Source organism: Bartonella sp. CE47NXGY (genome assembly GCF_042195415.1).
In the GTDB taxonomy this organism is placed as follows: Bacteria; Pseudomonadota; Alphaproteobacteria; order Rhizobiales; family Rhizobiaceae; genus Bartonella.
The window spans coordinates 45,935-68,735 of record NZ_JBHIOI010000005.1 but is presented as its reverse complement, the minus strand read 5'-3'; the positions used below and the strand labels follow the sequence as shown (position 1 = coordinate 68,735).

At 37.9% G+C, this 22,801-nt stretch carries 21 protein-coding genes and 3 pseudogenes; 6 read left to right on the top strand and 18 right to left on the bottom strand.

Annotated elements, in window-relative coordinates:
* Positions 1–268: 268 nt before the first annotated feature.
* From ACFIL3_RS03360 to ACFIL3_RS03350, 3 genes are all read right to left on the bottom strand, one after another.
* Positions 269–718: a hypothetical protein gene (locus ACFIL3_RS03360; RefSeq protein ID WP_375629733.1), complete on the bottom strand. Its 450-nt coding sequence runs from the start codon at positions 716–718 to the stop codon at positions 269–271.
* A 543-nt stretch (positions 719–1,261) separates the two neighbouring features.
* Positions 1,262–1,828 carry a 16S rRNA (guanine(966)-N(2))-methyltransferase RsmD gene (rsmD, locus tag ACFIL3_RS03355; protein WP_375612106.1) on the bottom strand — a complete coding sequence of 189 codons (567 nt, stop codon included), beginning with the start codon at positions 1,826–1,828 and terminating at the stop codon, positions 1,262–1,264.
* Positions 1,809–3,209 (bottom strand): pseudouridine synthase, encoded by a 1,401-nt coding sequence (locus ACFIL3_RS03350; RefSeq protein WP_375612105.1) that lies wholly within the window; start codon positions 3,207–3,209, stop codon positions 1,809–1,811. The genes rsmD and ACFIL3_RS03350 overlap by 20 nt, the downstream gene beginning before the upstream one ends.
* Positions 3,210–3,478: 269 nt before the next feature.
* On the opposite strand from ACFIL3_RS03350, the gene ACFIL3_RS03345 reads away from it, so the two are divergent.
* Positions 3,479–3,925 (top strand): nucleoside deaminase, encoded by a 447-nt coding sequence (locus ACFIL3_RS03345; protein ID WP_273790416.1) that lies wholly within the window; start codon positions 3,479–3,481, stop codon positions 3,923–3,925.
* 656 nt (positions 3,926–4,581) lie between these two features.
* Here the strand turns inward: ACFIL3_RS03345 and ACFIL3_RS03340 are convergent.
* The 9 genes from ACFIL3_RS03340 to ACFIL3_RS03300 all read right to left on the bottom strand — a co-directional run bounded on the left by ACFIL3_RS03340 (position 4,582) and on the right by ACFIL3_RS03300 (position 13,262).
* Entirely contained in the window at positions 4,582–5,073 is a 492-nt protein-coding gene (locus ACFIL3_RS03340) for a hypothetical protein (RefSeq protein ID WP_375612104.1), read from the bottom strand.
* A gap of 177 nt (positions 5,074–5,250) precedes the next feature.
* Positions 5,251–8,166: an isoleucine--tRNA ligase gene (gene ileS, locus ACFIL3_RS03335; protein WP_375681837.1), complete on the bottom strand. Its 2,916-nt coding sequence runs from the start codon at positions 8,164–8,166 to the stop codon at positions 5,251–5,253.
* A 249-nt stretch (positions 8,167–8,415) separates the two neighbouring features.
* A complete protein-coding gene (locus ACFIL3_RS03330; RefSeq protein WP_375681836.1) occupies positions 8,416–10,251 on the bottom strand; it encodes an outer membrane beta-barrel protein in 1,836 nt (611 codons plus the stop codon).
* Between the two features lie 684 nt (positions 10,252–10,935).
* Entirely contained in the window at positions 10,936–11,295 is a 360-nt protein-coding gene (locus ACFIL3_RS03325; RefSeq protein ID WP_375681835.1) for a hypothetical protein, read from the bottom strand.
* Positions 11,296–11,320: 25 nt separating this feature from the next.
* The gene (locus ACFIL3_RS03320; RefSeq protein WP_375681834.1) at positions 11,321–11,485 is read right to left on the bottom strand and encodes a hypothetical protein; all 165 of its coding nucleotides are present in this window, start codon (positions 11,483–11,485) and stop codon (positions 11,321–11,323) included.
* The gene (locus ACFIL3_RS03315) at positions 11,473–11,877 is read right to left on the bottom strand and encodes a hypothetical protein (protein ID WP_375613523.1); all 405 of its coding nucleotides are present in this window, start codon (positions 11,875–11,877) and stop codon (positions 11,473–11,475) included. Before ACFIL3_RS03315 ends, ACFIL3_RS03320 begins: the two co-directional genes overlap by 13 nt.
* Positions 11,874–12,311 (bottom strand): hypothetical protein, encoded by a 438-nt coding sequence (locus ACFIL3_RS03310; protein WP_375629745.1) that lies wholly within the window; start codon positions 12,309–12,311, stop codon positions 11,874–11,876. The genes ACFIL3_RS03315 and ACFIL3_RS03310 overlap by 4 nt, the downstream gene beginning before the upstream one ends.
* Before the next feature lie 82 nt (positions 12,312–12,393).
* Positions 12,394–12,882: a hypothetical protein gene (locus ACFIL3_RS03305; protein ID WP_375629748.1), complete on the bottom strand. Its 489-nt coding sequence runs from the start codon at positions 12,880–12,882 to the stop codon at positions 12,394–12,396.
* A 212-nt stretch (positions 12,883–13,094) separates the two neighbouring features.
* The gene (locus ACFIL3_RS03300; protein ID WP_375629751.1) at positions 13,095–13,262 is read right to left on the bottom strand and encodes a hypothetical protein; all 168 of its coding nucleotides are present in this window, start codon (positions 13,260–13,262) and stop codon (positions 13,095–13,097) included.
* A gap of 82 nt (positions 13,263–13,344) precedes the next feature.
* Here ACFIL3_RS03300 and ACFIL3_RS03295 point away from each other — a divergent pair.
* From ACFIL3_RS03295 to ACFIL3_RS03285, 3 genes and pseudogenes are all read left to right on the top strand, one after another.
* Positions 13,345–13,782: pseudogene (locus tag ACFIL3_RS03295) on the top strand (DUF488 family protein).
* Positions 13,783–13,885: 103 nt separating this feature from the next.
* On the top strand, positions 13,886–14,065 hold the full coding sequence (locus ACFIL3_RS03290) for a hypothetical protein (protein ID WP_375674922.1): 180 nt from the start codon (positions 13,886–13,888) through the stop codon (positions 14,063–14,065).
* A 125-nt stretch (positions 14,066–14,190) separates the two neighbouring features.
* Positions 14,191–15,086 (top strand): annotated as a pseudogene (locus ACFIL3_RS03285) (tyrosine-type recombinase/integrase); the annotation flags it as partial.
* 57 nt (positions 15,087–15,143) lie between these two features.
* Here the strand turns inward: ACFIL3_RS03285 and ACFIL3_RS03280 are convergent.
* The 6 genes and pseudogenes from ACFIL3_RS03280 to ACFIL3_RS03255 form a co-directional block, all read right to left on the bottom strand.
* Positions 15,144–15,443, bottom strand: coding sequence for a HigA family addiction module antitoxin (locus ACFIL3_RS03280; RefSeq protein ID WP_375668509.1), 300 nt, complete (start codon positions 15,441–15,443; stop codon positions 15,144–15,146).
* Between the two features lie 17 nt (positions 15,444–15,460).
* Positions 15,461–15,741, bottom strand: a pseudogene (locus tag ACFIL3_RS03275) (type II toxin-antitoxin system RelE/ParE family toxin).
* A gap of 204 nt (positions 15,742–15,945) precedes the next feature.
* A complete protein-coding gene (locus ACFIL3_RS03270) occupies positions 15,946–16,581 on the bottom strand; it encodes a ribonuclease HII (protein WP_375629754.1) in 636 nt (211 codons plus the stop codon).
* Positions 16,582–16,780: 199 nt separating this feature from the next.
* Positions 16,781–17,689 (bottom strand): 4-(cytidine 5'-diphospho)-2-C-methyl-D-erythritol kinase, encoded by a 909-nt coding sequence (locus ACFIL3_RS03265; RefSeq protein ID WP_375629755.1) that lies wholly within the window; start codon positions 17,687–17,689, stop codon positions 16,781–16,783.
* 237 nt (positions 17,690–17,926) lie between these two features.
* Positions 17,927–18,775, bottom strand: coding sequence for a S49 family peptidase (locus ACFIL3_RS03260; RefSeq protein WP_375612095.1), 849 nt, complete (start codon positions 18,773–18,775; stop codon positions 17,927–17,929).
* A 191-nt stretch (positions 18,776–18,966) separates the two neighbouring features.
* Positions 18,967–19,755 carry a tRNA1(Val) (adenine(37)-N6)-methyltransferase gene (locus ACFIL3_RS03255; RefSeq protein WP_375629758.1) on the bottom strand — a complete coding sequence of 263 codons (789 nt, stop codon included), beginning with the start codon at positions 19,753–19,755 and terminating at the stop codon, positions 18,967–18,969.
* Positions 19,756–19,934: 179 nt separating this feature from the next.
* Between ACFIL3_RS03255 and ACFIL3_RS03250 the strand changes: the two genes are divergently transcribed.
* A complete protein-coding gene (locus ACFIL3_RS03250) occupies positions 19,935–21,011 on the top strand; it encodes a polyprenyl synthetase family protein (RefSeq protein ID WP_375629760.1) in 1,077 nt (358 codons plus the stop codon).
* A gap of 95 nt (positions 21,012–21,106) precedes the next feature.
* A complete protein-coding gene (locus ACFIL3_RS03245) occupies positions 21,107–22,801 on the top strand; it encodes a tetratricopeptide repeat protein (protein ID WP_375612092.1) in 1,695 nt (564 codons plus the stop codon).

The following is a 22,801-nucleotide window of genomic DNA, read 5'->3' as shown; positions in this document are numbered from 1 at the left end:
ATAAGAGAAGTAATGAACTTCTGAACCTTTCTCATTTTCAATGAAGAGAGCATCTTATAAGCTTTTATATATAAAAAAATTCAATGAATTTCATAAGATTTTTAGCGCAAAATTAATCCCGTAAGATGCTTTGACACGATTTCAACAGCTAACTAAAACCAAATCATAGCTCATCAATTTGCTATATACTCATAACTGATTTCATTCTAACAAGGCTAAGAGTTCTGCACCTTTTTTAAGGTATTAACTTCTTTATAAATGCACCCCCTTACAAAATGCTTTTGTTTTCAGTAAGAGCACGTCTGCTCATTTCAATCATTGCATCGCGAAGATGTAACTTAATTTTTGACCCAATAATCATTCCAAAGAAAGGAGAAAATAAACCAGACATGGTTACAGTATGACGAATTTTGTTATTTGAAGAACCCGATTTTGTTGAACAAATATATTCATGATTAAAACTCATACGTGTAAAAGGAAGTTTAGCATAATCAGAAAAACAAACATTTTTTATAACTTTATCAAGTGTAAAAGTTACTGTAGGTCCCTTTTTAGGTTTCATGCGTCCTATAGCGCCTTCTTTGAAAGGACCAGAAAGTTCTACCCACTCAAGTTCACTATCCCAGCAAGGCCATGATGCCACATCTTCCCATATAGCCCAAATTTGCTCAGCACTTGCTTCTGTACTAATCTCTTCACTATATATCCAATTAAACACGATAATCTCCCCTTTTTTACAAATTACTTATCTTTAGTGATAAAGAATAATATAAAAAAGTATCCTTAAAGCTGCACAACGATAAGATACTTAATACTCTCAGATTTACTTAATATGTAATGACTAACTCAACAAGCGATATTACTAAACTAAACACACAAGTATTCAGGATAAATGAACAATATTTTCAATACTAAACAAAATATCTTTTTTAAGTTTAGACAATAGCAAAAATAGAAGTTACGCATCATATAAGATATCAATGCAGACTGCATAGCTTAAAGCTTTCAACTGCTGATGAAATGTGATGATTAAGGTATGGCAGAAAGAAATTAGATAAAAAAGATCATAACTATTATCGAGGAATATATATCCTATTGGAGAAAAAACATCCTTCTGTATTAAAGCTAATAAAAATTCATCAATTCCTTTAACATTAGAATCTTTTATTGATTTTCTGCTTAACCTTTTAAAAACCATATAAAATGAAGAAAACTGTGAAAAAGCATTTTTTCATCCTATCGGATAAAAACAAGAACTTTCTCAAGATGTAAGCGATCGTAATTTATAGAGACGTATTGCTGTCTCACCATAAAAACGCTCATCGTCTAGATAAAAGACGTCAGGTAAATAAATCATTGTATCTTTCTTTTCTTCAAGTATGAAGAGTGTATCAGCTTTTGCCCACCCTCCTCGCAAAGCTTCTACAAAAGCACGTTCACCTAAACAACGGCTATAGGGAGGATCAGCGCAGATAACATCAAATGGCAGCATTGTGCCAATATTGCCAAGTTTGGTCGCATCACGACGCAAAATCCGTCCTATCGACTGTAATTCAAAGGCTTCTATATTTTTTTGAAGCAACCCACGCCCCTCAACCGAGTTTTCAACAAAAACAGCCGCCTTTGCTCCACGCGAAAGTGCTTCGATGCCTAAAGCACCAGTACCAGCAAAAAGATCAAGAATGCGTTTATTGGTCCAAAATTCTTCTTCACGGCTAGAAAGAATATTAAAAAGGCTTTCACGTGTACGATCACTCGTTGGGCGAATCGACTGATTAACAGGCGAAAACAAAACACGCCCAGCAAATTTACCGCCTATGATCCGCACGTGGACCTCCAAATCGCTTCGAAGTTTTTGCACCGTCCCTATGTGGTTTAGATTTTTTCATAGCACCACCAAACGATTTTACCTTTTTCTTTCTCTCAAAAGAATGCTCATCATGACCACCTTTTATCATTTTCTCTTTATCCTTTAAAAAGCGATCTTTCTTACCAAAGGGATGCGTCTCGTCATAAGATATTTTGCCATGTTTTTGAACAAAACTTTCCCTCTTCTCTTTGTATGACGGATTTTCTTTTAGTTTTTCCTTGCCTCGATGAAAGGACTTTCTACCATCCAAATCGCTCTTATGATCATGCGATTTCTCCTCACTATAGGAAGGCTTTCTACGTGCACTTTGCGGACGTGCACCAGGAGCCATCCAAACATTAGCACGGCGAGAACGCGGTAGAAAACGCTCTGCTTTTCCTTCTTCACTTTTCTCCTTCTTTACATTCTCATGAGACTTTGTACTTAATCGTGCGCGACTATGTTCAACAGAACCATCTCTTGGTCGGCGTCGTATCGCCCTTTCACTTGAGAAAACCCAACCATCATTTGCAACAGAAAGATCTTTCTGGCTTTGCTTTTCTGCAACAACTGCAGAATTTGAAAATGGCTTAAGAATAGGAGCATCAAAATCTGCATTGGCTTGCATAATTAAACGCTCCCCCAACTGATCTCGTAACATCCGCCCTTTTAACTCTTGCACGGCTCCTTCTTCTAAATCAGAGAGATGAAATGGACCATAAGATACACGTATTAATCGATTAACTGATAATCCCAATGCCCCTAAAACATTCTTTATTTCACGATTTTTTCCTTCTCGCAAAGCGACAGAAAGCCATACATTCGACCCTTGTTCGCGTTCAATTGATGCTTCAATCGAACCATAAAAAATACCATTAATCGCAATACCATTTTTAAGGTTATCCAACGCGCTCTGCTTGACTCTTCCATGAGCACGGACACGATATTTGCGGACCCACCCCGTTACAGGAAGCTCTAATACACGCGCTAAGCCACCATCATTGGTTAAAAGCAAAAGCCCTTCCGTGTTAATGTCAAGCCTTCCAACAGAAAGAACACGCGGCATTCCTTTTGGTAAATTACTAAAGACTGTAGGTCTGCCTTCAGGATCACGGTTCGTGGTGACAAGACCTGCTGGCTTATGGTAAAGCCATAAACGCGTTCGTTCTATAGGAGGTAAAGGTTTGCCATCAACTTTAATAACATCAGAGCGGCTAACATTAAAAGCAGGCGTTGTCACGACTTTACCATTCACAGAAATACGACCTGCAACAATCATCATTTCTGCATCTCGACGCGAAGCAATACCAGCACGCGCTAACCTTTTAGCAATTCGTTCACTCTCATTATTTTCATTCATTTGCGTTTCAAACCAATCTTTGCAAGTATGTTCAGAAAATTATTCACATGCACCATACCGCTTATCCTGAAAAAGGAAGTAGCATAATCATTTATCATTTTCTATCCTTTAACGACAATAATGTATCTGTCGACTTGCAAGTTTGTTTTAAACTCTTTAAAAAATAGAGGTATTCTTTTCATTATAAAAGCGTAATAAATTATTCATTCCATAGCATTCCTTATCGAGATAACCTTTAGATTTTCTATACCTTCAGTAGAAAGAATATTATGACTTTGACGCCCATGGAAATAGCCCTTTTAGAAGCGCAAGAGGCTGCAAAAAAAGATGAAGTTCCCGTAGGTGCTGTCATTACACGTGGAAAAGCTATCATTGCACGCGCTGGTAACTTTATAAAATCTGCATATGACCCTACAGGACACGCAGAAATACGCGCAATCCGTATGGCTTGCGAAACATTGCAAAACGAAAGGCTTCCTGATTGCGATCTTTATGTAACACTTGAACCTTGTGCTATGTGTGCCGCTGCCATTTCATTTGCACGCATACGACGTCTCTATTATGCAACAAATGATCCCAAAGGAGGTGCTATAGAAAATGGCCCACGTTTTTATCAGCAACCAACCTGCCATCACAAACCTGAGATTTATTCTGGTTTCAAGGAAAAAGAAGCAGCTCAATTACTTAAAGACTTTTTTGTACAAAAGCGATACTAAAAATAATTCTTCTTCCATAACTTTCACTCTTTAAAAACTATCCTACTTCTCAAAAAAGACTGTTAATTCTTCTGCTATATATATATATATATAGCAAAAGCTATTTCGAAGCATTTTTTCTCTCTTTTAATTCTGCATATTGTTTCTATTAGATGGTACATTCATTCAAAAGAATAATTCATTATTTTGTATATAAAATATAAAGTCCAAAATATCGTAGATATGCTCTCATTTCAAATTACATTGAAACAGTAAAAATCACTTTCTTGCACATCATAAGCGGAATTATCGTCTGGATAAAGAACGTTTTAGAAAAGACTAAAAATGTCTCTTATGAAAGCTCTCAAATGCAAAAATTATCGCAACATTGGAGTCTGTAAAATAAAATGATGGTATCCACTTTCTCCTTCCTAAGCATAAAGTATTGGAGCACAATAGATTTTACGTTATACTAGCCACATGAGCAATGTTGTAAAATGAGCTTGAGAAATGTTTCGTGTTAAGGAAACGCATAAGGAATCTCTCGATGCTGTTGTCATATTGCTATTTCATGAGAATACCCCCCTCCTACAGCAGCATTATAACTGCGCGCGAATGAGAGCTTGGTATCATAAGTAATTGGAAAAATACTTTACTTTAAATGTTTTGTCTTTTCCCTATCGACCAATAGGTGCGGTTTTTGCCGGTTGGCGATAACTTAAAGGTGGTTCAGTGAGATAGCGACGGTATTTTGAACTTCCAACTTGTGCTCTCTGACGACGTAAATATTCCTGTCGTTGCTTCGCATTCAACTGTGAAGGATTTTCTGAACCAACGCCATTAACTGACGATCCTTTGTGAGGAAAAGGAGTATTTCCTTGATGCTTCTTCGATGCTGCCATTTCATTGACAGATCTATCTTGTTGTGGTACCGGCAAAAATCTGCGTGAACTAGGGCTTGGTATTACAAGTTTTGGATGAGGTTTCATAACAATCTGGCTGCTGTTATTTGTTGGTGTTAATGAAGTGATATTAGCAACATCTTCAAAAAACTGTATTGAAACTGGTTTATTGGTACCATAGGTAGGAGCGGATAAATTGCATCCCGTTAAAACAAAGCACATCCCTAAAATTCCTATTGGAAATATTTTTATTTCACGTTTTCTCACTGCCTATTCCATTTCCTAGGTGTATGGCTGATTAATATTCCCGTTATTTATGAGAGAACGGTCCATACACAAATTTCCCCCCTGCAGATAAAACAACGGAATTTTTTTCGTACCACAAAAAACTATATTCATCAATATGAGAAATTTACTTGCATTTCTTTCCTTTGATCTAAAACTTTAAATCTTGCCAAGAATCTGCAATTCCCGCAAAGCAGCTGCATCACGAGCAGATACATCCGGATAAGCTGGATCACTTCCAACATCTTGTGTATAACGCCATGATCGAGCACATTTTTTTCCTAATGCCTTCTCTGGATATACACCAACACCTTCAACATCATTCAAAGTAAAAGCATCAGAAGGTATCGTGTCCTGCGTAATTGTGAGCGCACTGGTAATACAGATCTCCGCCATATCCACATTTTCTAATGCCTCTCGTAAAACCAGATTGGAAATAAAAACAATAGGCGCAGCTTCCAAAGAGGATCCAATACGCTTATTAGCACGTTCAAGCTCTAAAGCACCTGTCACAACTTTACGGACCTGCCGAATTTTTTTCCAACGCTCAGCCAAAGATTGGTTTTGCCATTCTTCTGGTACAGAGCGAAATTGTTCCAAATGCACCGATTGGCTTTCTGGATAACGCTCTAACCAAGCTTCCTCCATAGTAAAAGGCAACATTGGAGCAAGCCATGTGACCATACGCTCAAAAATCTCACGGACAACCTGCAAGGAGGCCTTGCGTTTTTTTGATGAAGGCGCATCACAATAAAGAGAATCCTTGCGGATATCAAAATAAAATGCCGATAACTCAATGATTGAAAAATCCAATAATGCACGCATAATCTTTTTAAAATCAAATTCATCGTAAGCGCGATTAATCAACTGATCAAGTTCAAAAAGCCTATGCAATATAAATTTTTCAAGATCCGGCAGTGCACCATAAGATACTTCTTCTCCATCATCATGTGCTAAAGTTCCTAGCATCCAACGAATTGCATTGCGTAGTTTACGATATGAATCCACATTTGTTTGAAGTATTTTTTTGCCTAAACGCTGATCTTCCCAATAATCGGTTGTCATAACCCAGAGACGAAAAATATCAGCTCCAGATGTTTTAATGATCTCTTGCGGAACAACCGTATTGCCTAAAGATTTAGACATTTTCTTACCATTCTCATCCAAAGTAAAACCGTGTGTAATCACGGACTTATAGGGAGAACAAGCACGCGTACCACAGCTTTCCAAAAGAGAAGATTGGAACCATCCGCGATGTTGATCTGAACCTTCAAAATAAACATCAGCAGGCCATTTCAAATCAGCCCGATCTTCTAACACAAAGCTATGGCTGGCTCCAGAATCAAACCAAACATCCAAAATATCATAAACCTGTACCCAAGGCTCATGTGCACGCTCACCTAAAAAACGTTCACGTGCTCCTTCAGCAAACCATGCATCTGCCCCTTCTGCTTCAAAAGCCCGTAAAATACGCTCGTTCACACCTTCATCTTTTAGAATAACACCATCCTCATTTGCAAAAATACAAATAGGAACACCCCAAGAACGCTGACGAGAAAGAACCCAATCAGGACGATCTTCTATCATAGAAGCTAGGCGGTTTTGTCCAGAAGATGGCACAAAACGCGTTTTTGAAACAGCTTCCAAAGCCCGACTACGTAAAGTTGAACCATCCCCAAAATCTTTATCCATTGAAATAAACCATTGCGGTGTATTGCGAAAAATAACGGGTTTTTTTGAACGCCAACTATGGGGATAGGAATGCTTTAAACGCCCCCGTGCAAACAATCGATCTGCTTTAATTAAAGCATTAATGACCTCTTTATTGGCATCACCCATTTTTCCATTATCATCAATAACACGTGCAGGTCCTCCTTCACGATCTGGTCCTAAACCTGGAACATCTTTCGTATAGAACCCTGCATCATCAACAGGAAACGGTATAGATGAATCAATCCCCGCTTGCTCCAGTAAGGACTTATAATCATTCCAAATTTCAAAGTCCTCACGCCCATGGCTTGGTGCTGTATGGACAAAACCTGTACCAGCACTCTCTGTTACGTGCGAACCATCAAGCAATGGAATTTTATAATTATACCCTCCAGCTAAACCTTTGAGTGGATGAGAAAGAACAAGAGCTTTCAACTCTTCAGAAGAAATAACACGCAAATGCTTCAAAACAAGTTTGGCTTTTTCTCCACAACTCATCGCTAAAGCGTCTGCAAAGAGAAGCTTTTCTCCCACTTGAGGACCAAAATCATTTTCAGCACTTTCAACTTCGTAAATACTATAAGAAATTTGCGAAGAATAACTCACTGCACGATTGCTTGGAATCGTCCACGGTGTTGTTGTCCAAATGACGACATGAGCACCATATAAATCATCAGAATTTGCTTCAAAAACAGGAAACTTAACCCAAAGCACCTCTGATTCATGATCATGATATTCAATCTCAGCCTCTGCCAAAGCCGTACGTTCCACAACAGACCACATCACTGGCTTGGAACCACGATAAATCTGATCTGACATAGCAAATTTTATCAATTCACTGGCAATGCGTGCTTCTGCATGAAAAGCCATTGTAGTATAAGGCGTGTTAAAATCTCCCACAACACCAAGGCGTTTAAATTCTTCACTTTGAATAGTTACCCAATGCTGTGCAAATTCACGGCATTCTTGACGAAACTCGTTAAGAGGTACCTCATCCTTATTTTTTCCTTGTGCTCGATATTTTTCTTCAATTTTCCATTCAATTGGAAGCCCATGGCAATCCCAACCAGGTACATAATTTGCATTAAAACCGCGCATTTGGAATGAACGAACAACCACATCCTTTAGAACTTTATTTAAAGCATGCCCGATATGAATATGACCATTTGCATAAGGCGGACCATCATGAAGAATATAAAATGGACGATCTTTTGCTTGTTGACGCAATTGCGCATAAAGCCCCATATTTTCCCAACGCGCCATCAATTCAAGCTCTTTTTGCGGAAGCCCTGCACGCATAGGAAAATTTGTCTGTGGGAGATAAAGAGTTTTTGAATAATCTATTGTTTCATTTTTCACAGCCATTGTGAAATATCCCTGTCCACTTTTACGATTTCATTTTTGCATAACTTCCCTGAACCCTGCAACTCTGGTTTTTATCTATAGGGAAAGCCGAGCTTATCATTCGTATTAAGCAGCGATCAGGAAAATATATCATCACACTCTATGGGCTTTATCATGAAATTCACAAGAAAAGAAACCAAAAAGTGATCTTAAAAAAAAATAAAGGCTCCACTGACAGTGGAGCCTCTTAGAAATTTACTCTTTAAAAAATTAGAATTTATAAGCTACACCAACACGGAAATCATTGGTTTTGTAGTTAACTTCAAGTTTTTCCTTTGCAAATTTCTTTTTACCAAAATCAGAGTAACGATATTCTGCACGTACAATCACATTATCTAGAAGCGAGAAATCAACGCCACCACCAAGTGTGTAACCAATCATAGTTTTTGTTTCATCAGCTAAGTTCTTAGAAGAAACGACTCTTCCATCCTCATCCTTAACGGATATTGATACAGTGTCTTGGAATTGTCCATAAGCAATACCACCAGCAAGATAAGGCATAAAGCGATCAGCAGCAAAACCAATACGTACCCGTGTAGCACCACCCCAATTTTGTTTGAAAGTATGACTTAAAGTTTCAACTGCATCCTCTTGATCAAGACCAAGTTCAGAAGCCATCTTTTTTATTTGTTCTATACCATATACACTGGAAGCGTTCTTATCCACCGCTTGTGTACTTTGTGCACCGTGTCCAGACATATTCTGTCCACCATGAGAACGAGAAGCATGTGGATTAGTACCATTCGGATGAGCACCAGAGCTATGCCCACCTGCATGAGGTGCACCATGTGCATTAGCATTTCCACTACTATGGGAAGAACTATGATGACCTCCCTGTTGGGCTCCGCTTGTTCCATTAGAAACTTTTGTCTCTGAACCATTGGATGATCCTGATCTCGCGAGTACAAGTGATGAACTCGGTACTGTTTTTTCTGCTGCTGATGGTTGTGATACAGGTTGTACCAGTGTAGGTGCTTTTACTGCTGGCTGACTTGCACCTGATACTGTTGATGAGGTAGAAGACGCGGTTTTTATAGCAACTGGTTTTTCAGACACTGTTCCTTCACTTGCCCTTCCCCCTGATAACTGACCTCCTATAGCTGATCTTGCCAATGAGAGCGATGCTGACCGCTCTGGTGTTCTACCCCCTGCGTCGGGGGAGGAAGATTTAGATGCAACTGACTGTGATCGACTTACCACACCTACCGATGTCCCTCCTGTATTTGATCTTCCCAATGAAGACGATGGCAATTGCACTAATCTAACCGTCTGTCTAGAGGAGGCTGATTGTGCTACTGGCGATGCAGCTGGTGTTTGTGATGATATTGTTGAAACTCCTGGATTTTTTACCTCCACAGCCACTGTTTGTGTTGCATTAACATTGCTAGAATCTCCAGTTGTTGCTGCTTGATTTGATTGTGCTGCTCCTGCTCGTGACGGTTGAATTGCAGTTACTGGTTTAGCTGGTGCTTGACTGGATCGCGTTCCAGCAGATTTTTCTGAAGCGGATACTGCTGTTAGAGTCCCTCCTGTTGTAGCTCCTGCACCTGCAGTTCCTGAGGCAATTCTTTGTGTTTCTTCTGATGTTGCTGCTTGTGGTGCTTGAGGTGTTTGTAGGCTTGCGGATCTGCGGGATCTTACGACTGCATTTTCTACTGTAGTGTTATCAGCCGCACCTATGGTAATGGTCTTTGTGTGTTTTTTTCCAGATATCATTAAATCCGTATCGATGCCAAAAATAAAGTTATCACCGAGATCAATATTAGAACCTGCATAAAAACCACCTACAAAACCTGAAAGTTTAGGAGAAAACTCTTTATCCAGTGGTAAACTCTTTTCTTGACCAACAAGAGCCATATCAGCTTTGCTCGAAAAACCACCAGCTTGGACACCTAAATAAAGACCTGTCCATGAAAAAGTAGGTGCAACAATGGTAGAAGCAGTCGATGATGCTGGCTGATGAGGAATCATAACATCAGCAGCTAGTGCTGTAGACGCTGAAATTAAAGAAAAAATAGACGCTGTTATTAAACGTTTTGTATTCATAAAATCTCTCCAAATATCCAAAATGAAATTCATATAGAGCATCTTTTCTGAAAGATCTGTAGCAAAAATGACACACTCACAAAAAAATAAAGAATTTTTGCAAATAAGGCTTCTTAAACTTTTAATTTTGCATTCAATAAGAATTTGTAAACTAAATCACACTAAAATTATGTGTATTAAAGTTGGATTCATTTTCATTAAAGTTTCGCATAACTGTTAATGATAATATTCTTTATAAATTTCTTTTACCAAAATCTAAATAACAGTATTTTGCATACGATAAACTATTATCTGTTATTGCAAAATCAATACCAGCGCAAACAGTGAAATCAAATATTGCCTTTTTTAAAACCAAGCGCCATCAAAGTTTCATCTATTTACCAGCATGATCTACTTTTAGTACTTTAGCAATAGTATTTTGTATCTAAAATTCAGAAAAACAAAGAAATTATTCAAACACTCGCAAAAAAACTTTTAGATTCTTTGCATAAACATCTTCATCCTGCTACATCACATTGATTTATAAAGATAACTTATTGTTTTCATGTTGAATGAAAAAACTAATTCTGTAGGATTCTATCATTTAAAATCTGTTCCATGTTGTATTAATTAAAATCACTTGCTTGCACGTTACAAGCGAAATTTTCGTAAGGACGGACAAGGCTTTCTCTGCTGAAGCAAGACCTAAGGTTTGCATTCAAGTTGTTCTGAATGCTTTTTACAATAAGGGCTATTTAAGCGTCTCTCAATACTTCGCTGAGGCATGACAGCACCTGGACGACAAATGGGAAGGTTGTCTGATTTATGATTTTCACACCAATCTTGTATTGTAAAGCTAGGGCGAAAACCTGATTGCGCCATACACATTTCAATACTGGCAAATTGATTCAAATCTAGCGCCACAACCTTATTAAGGTCCGGTACTCCACATTCTAAAAGTATTTTATTTCTCCATAATGCTGGAGAAAGTGAGGGAATTGAGTTAACACATCCAGTGATACTTAACAGAGCTATACAACTCAACAGTTTTAAGATTTTCTTCATTATTCCCCTCTTTTAATGGATTTATTTACGATAAAAAGCTCATAAGCCTGTTGATATTTTCTGTCATCGCTTCATTAAAACAAAGGTGAACAATATTGAGATGATTGGTTGAGGAAATAATCCCGCCATTCCAAGCGAAGGCAAGGATGGCGGATTGTTGATCATCACAAGAAAGACTTAAGGTTTGCATTCAGGTGCATTTTTATATTTTTTACAATAAGGGCTGTTTAAGCGCTTCTTGACACTGCGCTGTGATATGATAGCACCTGGACGACAAATGGGCAAGTTTTCGGCTTTATGATTTCCACACCAGCCTCCCCCCACATCATATTTATAGCGAAATCCTGCTTGAAGCATGCAAGCATCAATGGTTGCATTTGCATTGTAGCTGAGCTTTCTGCTTTCTGGATCCTTATCATAAGGAGTTGGCATACCACATTCTAATAATGCTTTTGCTACCTCTGTAAAATCTGCTCCTGGCTTCTCCCATGCCCCTATAGAAGATGAGGGAGTTTTAGTAAACTGGCACCCAGCTATACTCAATAGAGTTATCGCACTTAATAATTTTAAGGTTTGTTTCATTTTTTGCTCCATGAATTAATTGAATCAATTTGTATACGGTGAGATGAACCATAATCATGTCTACATGCTCGATCCGCATTTGCATAACAAACATGAGGGCTGGGATAACTAAATAGTACTTTCTTTGCCTCTTTAACTGCGTTACTACCAAAGGGTCTCTGGTAAAAAGTAGCGGGATTTCCACCAAATACTACACCAACAAAATCATCTGTATGGTTTTCCAAGCCGACAGTGGTTTGCTTGCCATCCTTTAAGATATATAACGTATCTGCCATGTCTTGAGTATTATAAGCTGGACCAAAGAAATTAACCATTGTTTCCTTTGCTATACCGAGAACACCATGCTTTACTAAATTATATGATCCATTTCCTGCTGTTATGGTACCACGACTATGGGCATCATCATGCAATCCTGTATTGCCATAAAGATACATTATATCCTGGAATTTCTTGGTTGAATTGGTCAATCCAAAAAAAAAAATCTACCTTCCAGAAACTTCTGAAAAATCGCTATCCCTACTTCCACTTCCCAGTCTTCAGCTTCTGGGAAGTATGTAAAATAAAGGGGACCATGATCATTGTCAGCAAACTGGACAGTATAACGCGCAGCATCATCTGGTGAGGTAAAATACCATTGTAAAACATATGAACCTTGCCATCAGAACCTTTTTGTAAATGTTTTTCTTCTTCTGGTGTTAAATAGTGATACAGAGGTATTTTTCTTCCATAGCTGTCTTTTATATAGTTTCCATTTTTATCTGTTGCATAGAGGACATTGCCATTTTCATCATGCTCAACCTCACCCTCAGGATATTTTTTGACATAGGCGATTTTATAAATTTTATCAAAGTATCCCAATCCTTCATCCGATAAATCATTGATCATATCTACGCGATTATGCACTACCCCCTCAAGCGGTGCGACATCTAGCTGTCCTACTGCTTGGTGGGCTGCTGCGGTGTTACGGTTGAGAGAGCCAATGATTTGTCCAGCATCTTGCCCCATCGCCGTCTGTCCAGTTATATCAGTAAGGATGATACTCCCATCACTGATAGCAGATTTGGTTTCCCCTTCTGCTCCATCCTTGGCTTTGCCGTGATTTAAAACATTTTTGGCAATGTTCTTTATCGTGTCATTCCCAGAAAGACTAAACCCTTGGCTGCTGGCTTGAGCATGCGCACTGTTGGTGATATCACTGGTACTGATACTTCCTGTGGTCAGGCTGTTTTTTCTGCCGAGGCTGTGCTTTCAATAATACCTCCGGTCAAAGTTGTTTTATCTTTAACAGTGATATCAAAACCGCCATCACCAGCTTTAACCCCTGTTTGCTCCACAACGCTGTGATAATCACTGGAGGATTTATCCTTTTGGAAAGAGGCGCTCATAGAGCCCCCACCTATTTACTAAGGAAATAAACGTGTGTAACATCAAACATATTATCATACAGCCTGCTAAAGATGAGAGCTTTTGTTTTTTACCATTGGCTATGAAAGAAAATCCTTTGAGGACTATTTCAATCAACTTATCAAAAATAATATTAAACTTTTGTATGATATTCGTAAAAATCCAATAAGCAGAAAATACGGATTTTCAAAAAGACAATTAGAGAAAGTTGTAAACAACATTGATATTGAATATATGGCATATGCCTGAACTTGGAATTGCCTCTGAAAAACGAAGAAATTTGAAAACACAAAAGATTATGATCGCCTTTTTGAAGATTATCAAAATACAACTCTCAAGGATAATTCTTGTGCAATAAACAAATTATATCAAATTTTTTTAAACAAAAAGCGCGTTGCAATCACCTGTTTTGAAGCTAATGTATGCATGTGTCATAGAGGACAACTCGCATTAGCTCTCATTCCGTTGCCTGATTGGAAATATGAAATTAAGCACATCTAAAAAAATAAATTTGCATATTTTTAAAAAATGGGAGTGCCCATATGCCTCCCAGCGCCCTACCCATTCCTAATAACTTTTAAGTGATGCATGATTCACGCTACGGGTGAATTCTGCGCAAATCAAGGAAAAGAAATATGAACTGACTAATGAAACAATTGAGGTTGGTGGATACATTACACTTTACTGCATCCGTGATTTGAGAGACTTTGGAGATGTAAAGGCAGGTGATCTTGGCGCTTTTATACAAAAAAAAGACAATCTAAGTCATGATGGCAATTGCTGAATAAGTGATGATGCAAAAGTCTATGGTTATGCCAAAGTTTTTGGGGATGCACAAGTTTTCGGTGGTACATTTATTAGTGGAAAAGCTAAAATTTATGACAGTCCATTGATTTCCATCAGAGCAAATATACGCTGGCTATTAAACAAGCGCAAAATGGCATCTCCAAGAAAATAAACAGACTTACAAAAGGCTCTTTCGATTGGTTATTGCATCAGTATTTACAAAGCATGCAATGGCATAATCAATTAGAATCTACTAAAAAGTTAAATATCGAATTCTGAACAATGTTTCTAAAAATATTGCTGATCGTGCACATAAAAGCATAGAAAAACACCACATCCTTGACGCCGTAGACAGAAGGCGAGCTACTCTCGCAGCGGCAAAATATTTTTTGACCTCTTTAAACGATCTCTTTAATTGGGCGGTTGATAATGCCCTTTTAAATAGAAATCCTGCCTTTAATATAAAAGCACCAAAATCTTTAAACAGTGAGGGATTGCTGCCATGGCTAGAAGAGGACATAGACAAATATTATCACCGTTGGTCACATGGTACACATGAACGCGTCTGGATTGATGTTCTTCTTTATACAGGCTTGCGTCGTGGTGATGCCGTTCGTATCGGCTGGAAAGACGTCAAAGATAATATCATTTATCTCAAAACAGAAAAGAGCCAATTTAAAACAGATGTTTTTCTTCCTATTTTACCAGAACTAGAGGAAACCCTTAAAATTGGTCCCATAGGTAATGAAACATTTATTTGTGGTAAAGGTGGAAATAAGCTTGTCAAAGAAAGTTTTGGCAACCTCTTTCGTGAAGCATGTAATGCGGCGGGTATTAAAAAATCAGCGCACCGATTGCGAAAATTAGCAGCAAAACGTGCTGCCAATGCTGGTGCTACGGTTTCACAAATGAAAGCGCTTTTTGGCTGGAGCGAAGATAAAATGGCATCCCTTTGTACCAAAACAGCCGATAGAAAACGACTTGCAACAGAAGCAATCAAAAAGCTACAAAAAAGTTAGAGCAATGGGCGGCAGCTAAAAAAACAAACCAAAGCACCATCAAAATTATTAACGAAATCAAAGCGGCGTTTGAGGTGTATCAAAAACAAGAAGAGAAATAGGTGGTTGTGCCTGTTGCTTTGTTTGCCATAAATTATAGTTTGTTTGCATATCCAACCAAAATTTTGCTTTACTAAAACCAGCTAATTCTAATTTAATAGCAAGCTCGGTACTTATAGAAGCATGTCCGTTAATCACTCTTGATAAAGAAGCTCTTGTCATATGGAGATGATCAGCTAATTTTTGTATTGTTATCCCCATTTCGTCTAAGAAAGCTACTTTCAGAACTTCACTCGGATGTGCGGGGTTATGCGACATTTTTTTCATTCCTCTCATCAATGGTAATCTTGATAATCAACAAGCTCCACATCTGTTCCTATAAAGCGAAAAGTAACACGCCAATTTCCATTCATCCATATAGAATAGTACCCTGTAAGTTCACCTTTAAGAGGGTGTATTTTAAAGGCAGGCGCTCTCAACATTTCAGGCGTAGTAGCACTTGTTAAAGCCGTTAAGATAACGCATAATTTTTTAAGTGATCTGGTCAAATAGCTTTTGTGGAACCTGTTGTATAAAATAATTTTAAGCCCTTATATTTAAAACTCACAATTGCCATTACCGCCCCTTGTCGTATATCATTGCTATACGGTTAATAACAAATAAGAGTTAAGCCCATGTTAGAAATATCTGATTCTATATCTGGAAAAATAGATAGGAATAAGTGATAAAAAGCTTCAAAAAGGTTAGGGATAGACACTCAAAAAACATAATAGAATCAATGAATTATAAAACCCTTTACTCTTGTAGTAAATCACTGATTTTAATTACCTTTTTTACACTCTTTTAGTGGTGCAAAACTATAACGATGTAATCCTATAACTGGTCCATATTTATCAAGAGCTGTACGATGCGCTAGCGTTGCATAACCTACATGCTTCTCTAAACCATACCCTTTATAAACTTGTCCTGTACATTCCATCATCCGATCACGCGTTACTTTCGCAATAATAGATGCGGCTGCAATTGAAACTGAACGCTGATCGCCCTTAATCAATGCCATTGCAGGACAGGACAACTCAGAAGGAATATCACGCCCATCAACAAGGACATAGTGGGCTGGAATGGCTAATCCTATAATACAGCGACGCATTGCTTCTAACGTTGCTTTTCTAATATTAGATTGATCAATTGTACGAGCACAAAGACTGGCGACTGAAACCGCTAATGCACTTTGCAAAATTTCATGATAAAGTCTATTTCGTTGGAAAAAAGAAAGTTTTTTTGAATCATTTAACCCATTAGGAATACGATCTCTATCCAAGATAACGGCTGCTGTTACCACAGGTCCAGCGAGAGGCCCCCGTCCTACTTCATCAACACCTGCTATATGAAAAAAACCCTGTTTTTGCAAATCCAATTCGCACGAAAAATTTGGTTGAAGCGGCAAATTAAACATCTTTGATACATCACAAATACAACAAACATACATCTATTTCTGTAGCCTGATCATTTTTTGCAAGCATTACAGTTTTAAATGGCTCTTCAAACATTCCACGAATTCTTGCACAAAAAATAAAAAAACACATTTCTTTGGTTACCCTCTTTTATTATGTATAATAAAATCATGATAAAATAAAAGCTTTTATATTTATTTATCAAATATTTCCTAAAGTCATGATAGGTTTTACAAACCAATTTGGGTACATTGATTTGATAAAAAGAGCTGCTTGTTGCGCCGTTTGTTTATTTTTAAAAATGCCAAAGCAAGTTGCTCCCGTTCCAGACATACGGGAAAAAAGAGCCCCACATTCATCTAATATAGATAACACTTCAGCTAACTGAGGTGCTATTTTTAATGCAGGAGAAAAAAGATCATTACGCGTTTCTTGTAAAACTTCAACTAATGAATCAACACTCTTTAAAGCGTCTGTATTAATTTTTAAAGAAGGATTATGACGCTTCTCTAACGCTTTAAAAACAGCTTGTGTTGAAATCTCTTGTCCATGATTAACCAATACCATTGCTAATGAACAAGCTTCTTTTAGTCGTATCATCTCTTGACCAATTCCTTTAACCAAAAGCGGCTGCTGATACTCTAATGCACAAAGGCACATGGGAACATCAGCACCAAGAACTAAGCTCATTTTTGCTAATTCTTCGTAAGAGCAATCAAGATTCCACTGCCGACGCAACATGCTGATAACCCCAGCTGCATCACCTGAGCCACCACCAATGCCTGAAGCAACAGGTAATGTTTTTACAAGCCGAAAAAAAGCAGGTTGAGCACATTCCGGAAAAGTCTTATGCATAAAGTCCCTTGCGCGAATAACCAAATTGTCTAAATGAGAAACAAGCCCTTTTGCAAACGACCCCGTCAAAACAAACTGATTATTTTCACAAGGTGCATAGTGTAGACAATCACCGCTAAGACTAAAATAAACCAAACTCTCTATTAAATGATACCCGTCAGCACGTTGCCCTACAACATGTAGAGCTAAATTCAATTTAATAGGTGTAAATAAATAGGAATGTCTTTGGAACGAAGTTTGTACATTTGATATCATATGACGTAATATTCACTTACATAGGGTTCTTTTAAAAATTTCCCCCTTTTACCCATACTTTTAGCACGAGCCCTATAAACAGCTTGGAATATTCTTAATCGTTTTCTAAAAAACAATAAATATAAAGAGTTCTCATACAAAATAAACGACATGTTCTCATTCGTATCATTTCAAGCCTTTTTTCTTCTAGTATCTGTTTTTAGATAAAAATCTCTCTGGCTTGAATGATCCTTTCCATCACAAACCATAACGCTGCCAAAGAGCTCGCTCTTCTGCTGCCATCAATGCACTATCAACGACTGTATAGACCGTATGTGCCGTCACTCCTGAAGGCGTTTTAGGTCCTAAAAAACTTTTTGGAGGCATAATAAGTCGAAGTTTTGCATCATTACCAAAGCGCTCCTTAATAACAGAACGTACATCATTCAATCCATCAACCAGACCAAGCCCAACGCTTTGTTTTCCACTCCAAAACATTCCTGTAAAGAGATTCGAATCATCTGATAATTTTTCAGCACGCCGTTCTTTAACCAAATCGATAAAAGTTTGATGCACTTCAAGTTGGAGAGATTTCAAATGCTCAATATCCGCCTTTTTTTCTGGCTGAAATGGATCTAATGTAACTTTGTTCTTTCCTGCTGTGTATACACGCCGTTCGATACCAATTTTCTTCAAAAGTTCCGGAAAACCAAAGGAAGCTGAAACCACTCCAATGGAACCAACAATTGAAGAAGGATCTGCAAAAATTTCATCCCCTGCACAAGCAATCATATAACCACCAGATGCTGCAATATCTTCAATAAACACAAGAACCTTTTTATTTTTTTCTTCTGCCAAGTCACGAATGCGCTTGAAGATAAAACGCGATTGTACAGGTGAACCACCAGGAGAATTAATAATAAGTGCAACAACCGGTGACTTTTTGTGTGCGAAAGCCTTCTCTAAAAGATTTGCACACCTACTGAGGGAAAGGGTACGAGATATAGATGCTGATGAATCCATAATTGCTCCTTGAAGGCGCACCACAGGAATTTCAAGTTTATCGGAAGAAAAACGGCGTGGAATAAAACTTTTAATAAAATCCATCAAAACAAAATCTCCTTATAAATTAAGAACAATTAAATAGGCAAGGACAACAAAAAGGAAGAACGCGATACCATCCAAAAACGCCAATCAATCCCCACATTACAACCAGAAATATAATTTCATCCAAAGTCAAACCTCCCTAACAACAAAGTGTAGACTTTAAATAATAAACTAAAAAACACAAGATACTATTAGAAAAGTTCCCACAAGCTTATATATCCATTATTAATTGCATCAACTCGGGGTGAAAAAGTATGGTCATTACCTTCATGTATAACCAATGCCGGTAAAATAGATAAAGCTGCTCTGCTTCCTCGTTTTGCGTAAAATAAAAGACGAATTGCTGCTGTCTTTGCACGTGCATGCACAGGAACGATACAAATACCACCAAAGCGCCCTTCTAAAGCACGCAAAATATCTACTAGTGATTGTGGTCGTGCAATGAGCCCTAAGTATCCACCTGGCTTGACAATCGCTGCTGCACTCCGCAACCAATTATCAAACATCGCTTCAGGCATAACATGTGCTTCAGATTTTTGTTGATCAGGTGTCTTGCGATCAGTGGGATTATTAAAAGGTGGATTCATAATCGCAAAATCAAAGCTATTATCTATCAAACCTGCTTTTATACGGGCATTCCCTTTGAAGGTAACATCTGCTTCTAGCAAACAAATTCGGCTAGCAAATTGTTTATTTTGTTTTAGCATAAGCGTTTTTTGAGCATAAGATATCATAAAAGCCGAACGTTCAACTAAGGTAACATGAACTTTCAGACAACGCGAAGCAACAGCTAACCCTGCAGCTCCAGCACCAGCACCTAAATCAACAACCTTGCCCTTTAAATCACTTGGAACCAAACTAGCTAATAACATCGCATCCATTCCAGAACGATGACCATATTTATGGGGTTGAACCAAATAAAATTTCCCGCGGTGAAAACTGTCAATTGTTTCACCACTCTGATTCGCTGCTTTATCCATTTAAAAGCCTAATGCTCACCTTTATAAACTGCATTTTTGCCATTCAGCTGCTATTTTAAATTTTTTATTATTTTATAACAATAAGATTACACTCGCTAAAGAACATTTCTTGCCAATAACATTCCAAGCTAACACTTTTAAACGACATCAAAAGCTTGAGTCAAAACCAAACCCCCTTTATGCTAATGAATAAAGTAAATTTTATATATGTCCATTGCAATACTCTAGGAGTAAACACATTGAGTGCAGCTATCAAACCAAAACAAATAAGAAATAATCAAATTTCTCTTCAACCTCTTGTCAATCTTACTCAAAAAGATATGGATTGCGTAAATCAATTTATTCTCTCTATGGCAAAATCAGAGGTTGAGATGATCCCTGAAATTTCTAACCATCTTATTTCATCAGGTGGAAAGCGATTACGCCCAATGATTACGCTCGCTTCTGCTCATATGTTCGGTTATCAAAGTGACGGGCATATAAAACTCGCAACAGCTGTTGAATTTATGCATACAGCAACATTGCTACACGATGATGTGATTGACGAAAGTAATTTACGACGTGGAAAATCTACAGCACGGATGATTTGGGGGAATCAAGCAAGTGTACTTGTTGGTGATTTCCTATTGGGCCAGGCCTTTAAAATGATGGTCGATGTCGGTTCCATAGAAGCGCTCTCTGTCCTAGCCAACGCTGCTGCAATTATTGCTGAAGGAGAAGTTATGCAACTTTCTGCCGCAAAAAATATAAAAACCAGCCCTTCAGAATATCTCAAAATCATCGATGCAAAAACAGCAGCACTTTTTTCAGCAGCCGCTGAAGTAGGACCCATTATTGCTGGCTATGGAAATAAAGAGCGTTCTTCATTACGTGAATATGGAACATCCTTAGGTTTAGCTTTCCAATTAATTGATGATGCACTTGACTATAGCGGTAGTGCTCAAAACTTAGGAAAAAATATAGGGGATGATTTTAGAGAAGGAAAAATCACAATGCCTGTTATTCTCGCATATGAGCGTGGGAATATGGTAGAAAAAGATTTCTGGAAAAAAGCGCTTGAAGATGGCAATAATAATGATGAATCCTTCGCACACGCGCAACACTTAATGGAAAAGTATGATAGTATCACAGATACAATAGAACAAGCACGCATCTATGGAAAATATGCAATTGATGCTCTTGTTCCCATGAATGAAAATCTTGCTTATAATGCTCTCGTTGAGACTGTTGAATTTTGTATTGCGCGCGTAAACTGAATTCTTTGCAAGAATCGCAGTATTTCTCAACAAAGTAATGAGATATGATCTATAAACAACACCATCAATTGATTATCTTGAAAAGGATTAGCTCCATGTGCTCTGCAACGGTATCTCGACTTTTTGCCCTCTTTATCGTGGGTATCATGCTGATGCCATCCCTCACCTACAGTAAAATAAGTGCAGCAACTCATACAAGCTCATTTACAGGTGCTTATTTAGCTGGACGGGTTGCAAATCATGAAAATAAAACAGAACTTGCTATCAATTATTTTAAACAAGCACTGGTTTATCAACCTGATAACATTGAAACACAAAAAGAGCTCCTTGAAGCTATGCTCTCGGTCGGAAACTTTAAAGAAGCTGTCCAACAAGCCCAAAAACTCAAAGAGAACGATGTTATAACTCCCTTTGTTTCCTTAACTTTGTCAGTAGAAAGTCTCATCAAAAAAGATTATAAGAATGCCAAGGCTCTTCTGAAATTAAAGGAACTGCCTACGTCCAATAATCCAATACCTGAACTCATCGGCGCTTGGATTACATTTGGATCTGGACAAAAATCTCAGGCAATCGATGATCTTAAGAAACTCAAAGGTCCTGTCTGGTATGATCTTTTTATATCTTATCATCTAGCACTTATGAGCGACCTTGCAGAACGGCCAAAGGATGCAAAAAAATATTTCATTAAAGCACTGAGTAACAAACAGGGAACTCTTATCGCTCCTAATACTTATGAGCGTATTATCATAGCCTATGCCTCATTCCAATTGCGCCATAATATGCGCAACCAAGCTCTTCAAACAATCCAGCATGGCGAACAAATGTTGTCAGGTCGAGAAGTCCTTAAAAACTTTCAAGAAAAAATTGAAAAAAATTCTTTCTTAGAGAGAGTTATTAAAACACCTCAACAAGGAGCAGCCGAGGTATTATATAATTTTGGAACAGCCCTCAACTACAAAAACTCAGGGCGAATTGCACGTATTTTTAAGCAATTATCTTTCGCCTTATACCCTCAAAATGACGCAACACTGTTTCAGCTCGCACACATTTCTGCTAAATTGAACGATCCACATCAAGCAATTAAACTTTATCGCGCTTTATCCCCTAAATCTCCTTATTATAAAGATGGACAACTTCATCTTGCATTCCTTCTTGCCAATAACAACAATTACAAAGAAGCAATAAAATTACTCACATTGTTAAATAAAAAATTTCCCAATGATCGTAATATTTTGATAACGCTCGTTGCTTTTTATATGCAGGACAATAAATTTCTTGAGGCTATTAAAACTCTAGACTACGCTATTACAAAGATAAAAAACTTTCAGCAGGACGATTGGAAACTCTTTTATCAGCGTGGTATTGCTTTTGAACGTTTAAAGCAATGGCCAAAAGCAGAACTTGACTTGCGAAAATCACTTGAATTTTTCCCAAATCAACCGCAGGTTCTTAATTATTTAGCCTATTCCCTTGTGGAACGTGGTGAGAAGCTTGAAGAATCGCTCCGTATGCTACAAAAAGCCTCTGCTTTGCAAGCTCACAACAGTCATATTCTCGATTCTTTAGGGTGGGCTTATTATAAACTAAAAGAATATAATAAAGCAGTGCAAATATTAGAAAATGCTGTCAGATTACAACCTGAAGACCCAACACTGAATGATCATTTAGGGGATGCCTATTGGAAAGTTGGACGTAAACGTGAAGCAATCTTTCAATGGAACCACGCAATTGACGGAAAACCAGAAAATTCTGAACAAATTCAAGAAAAGTTGAAATTTGGTTTGCAATAA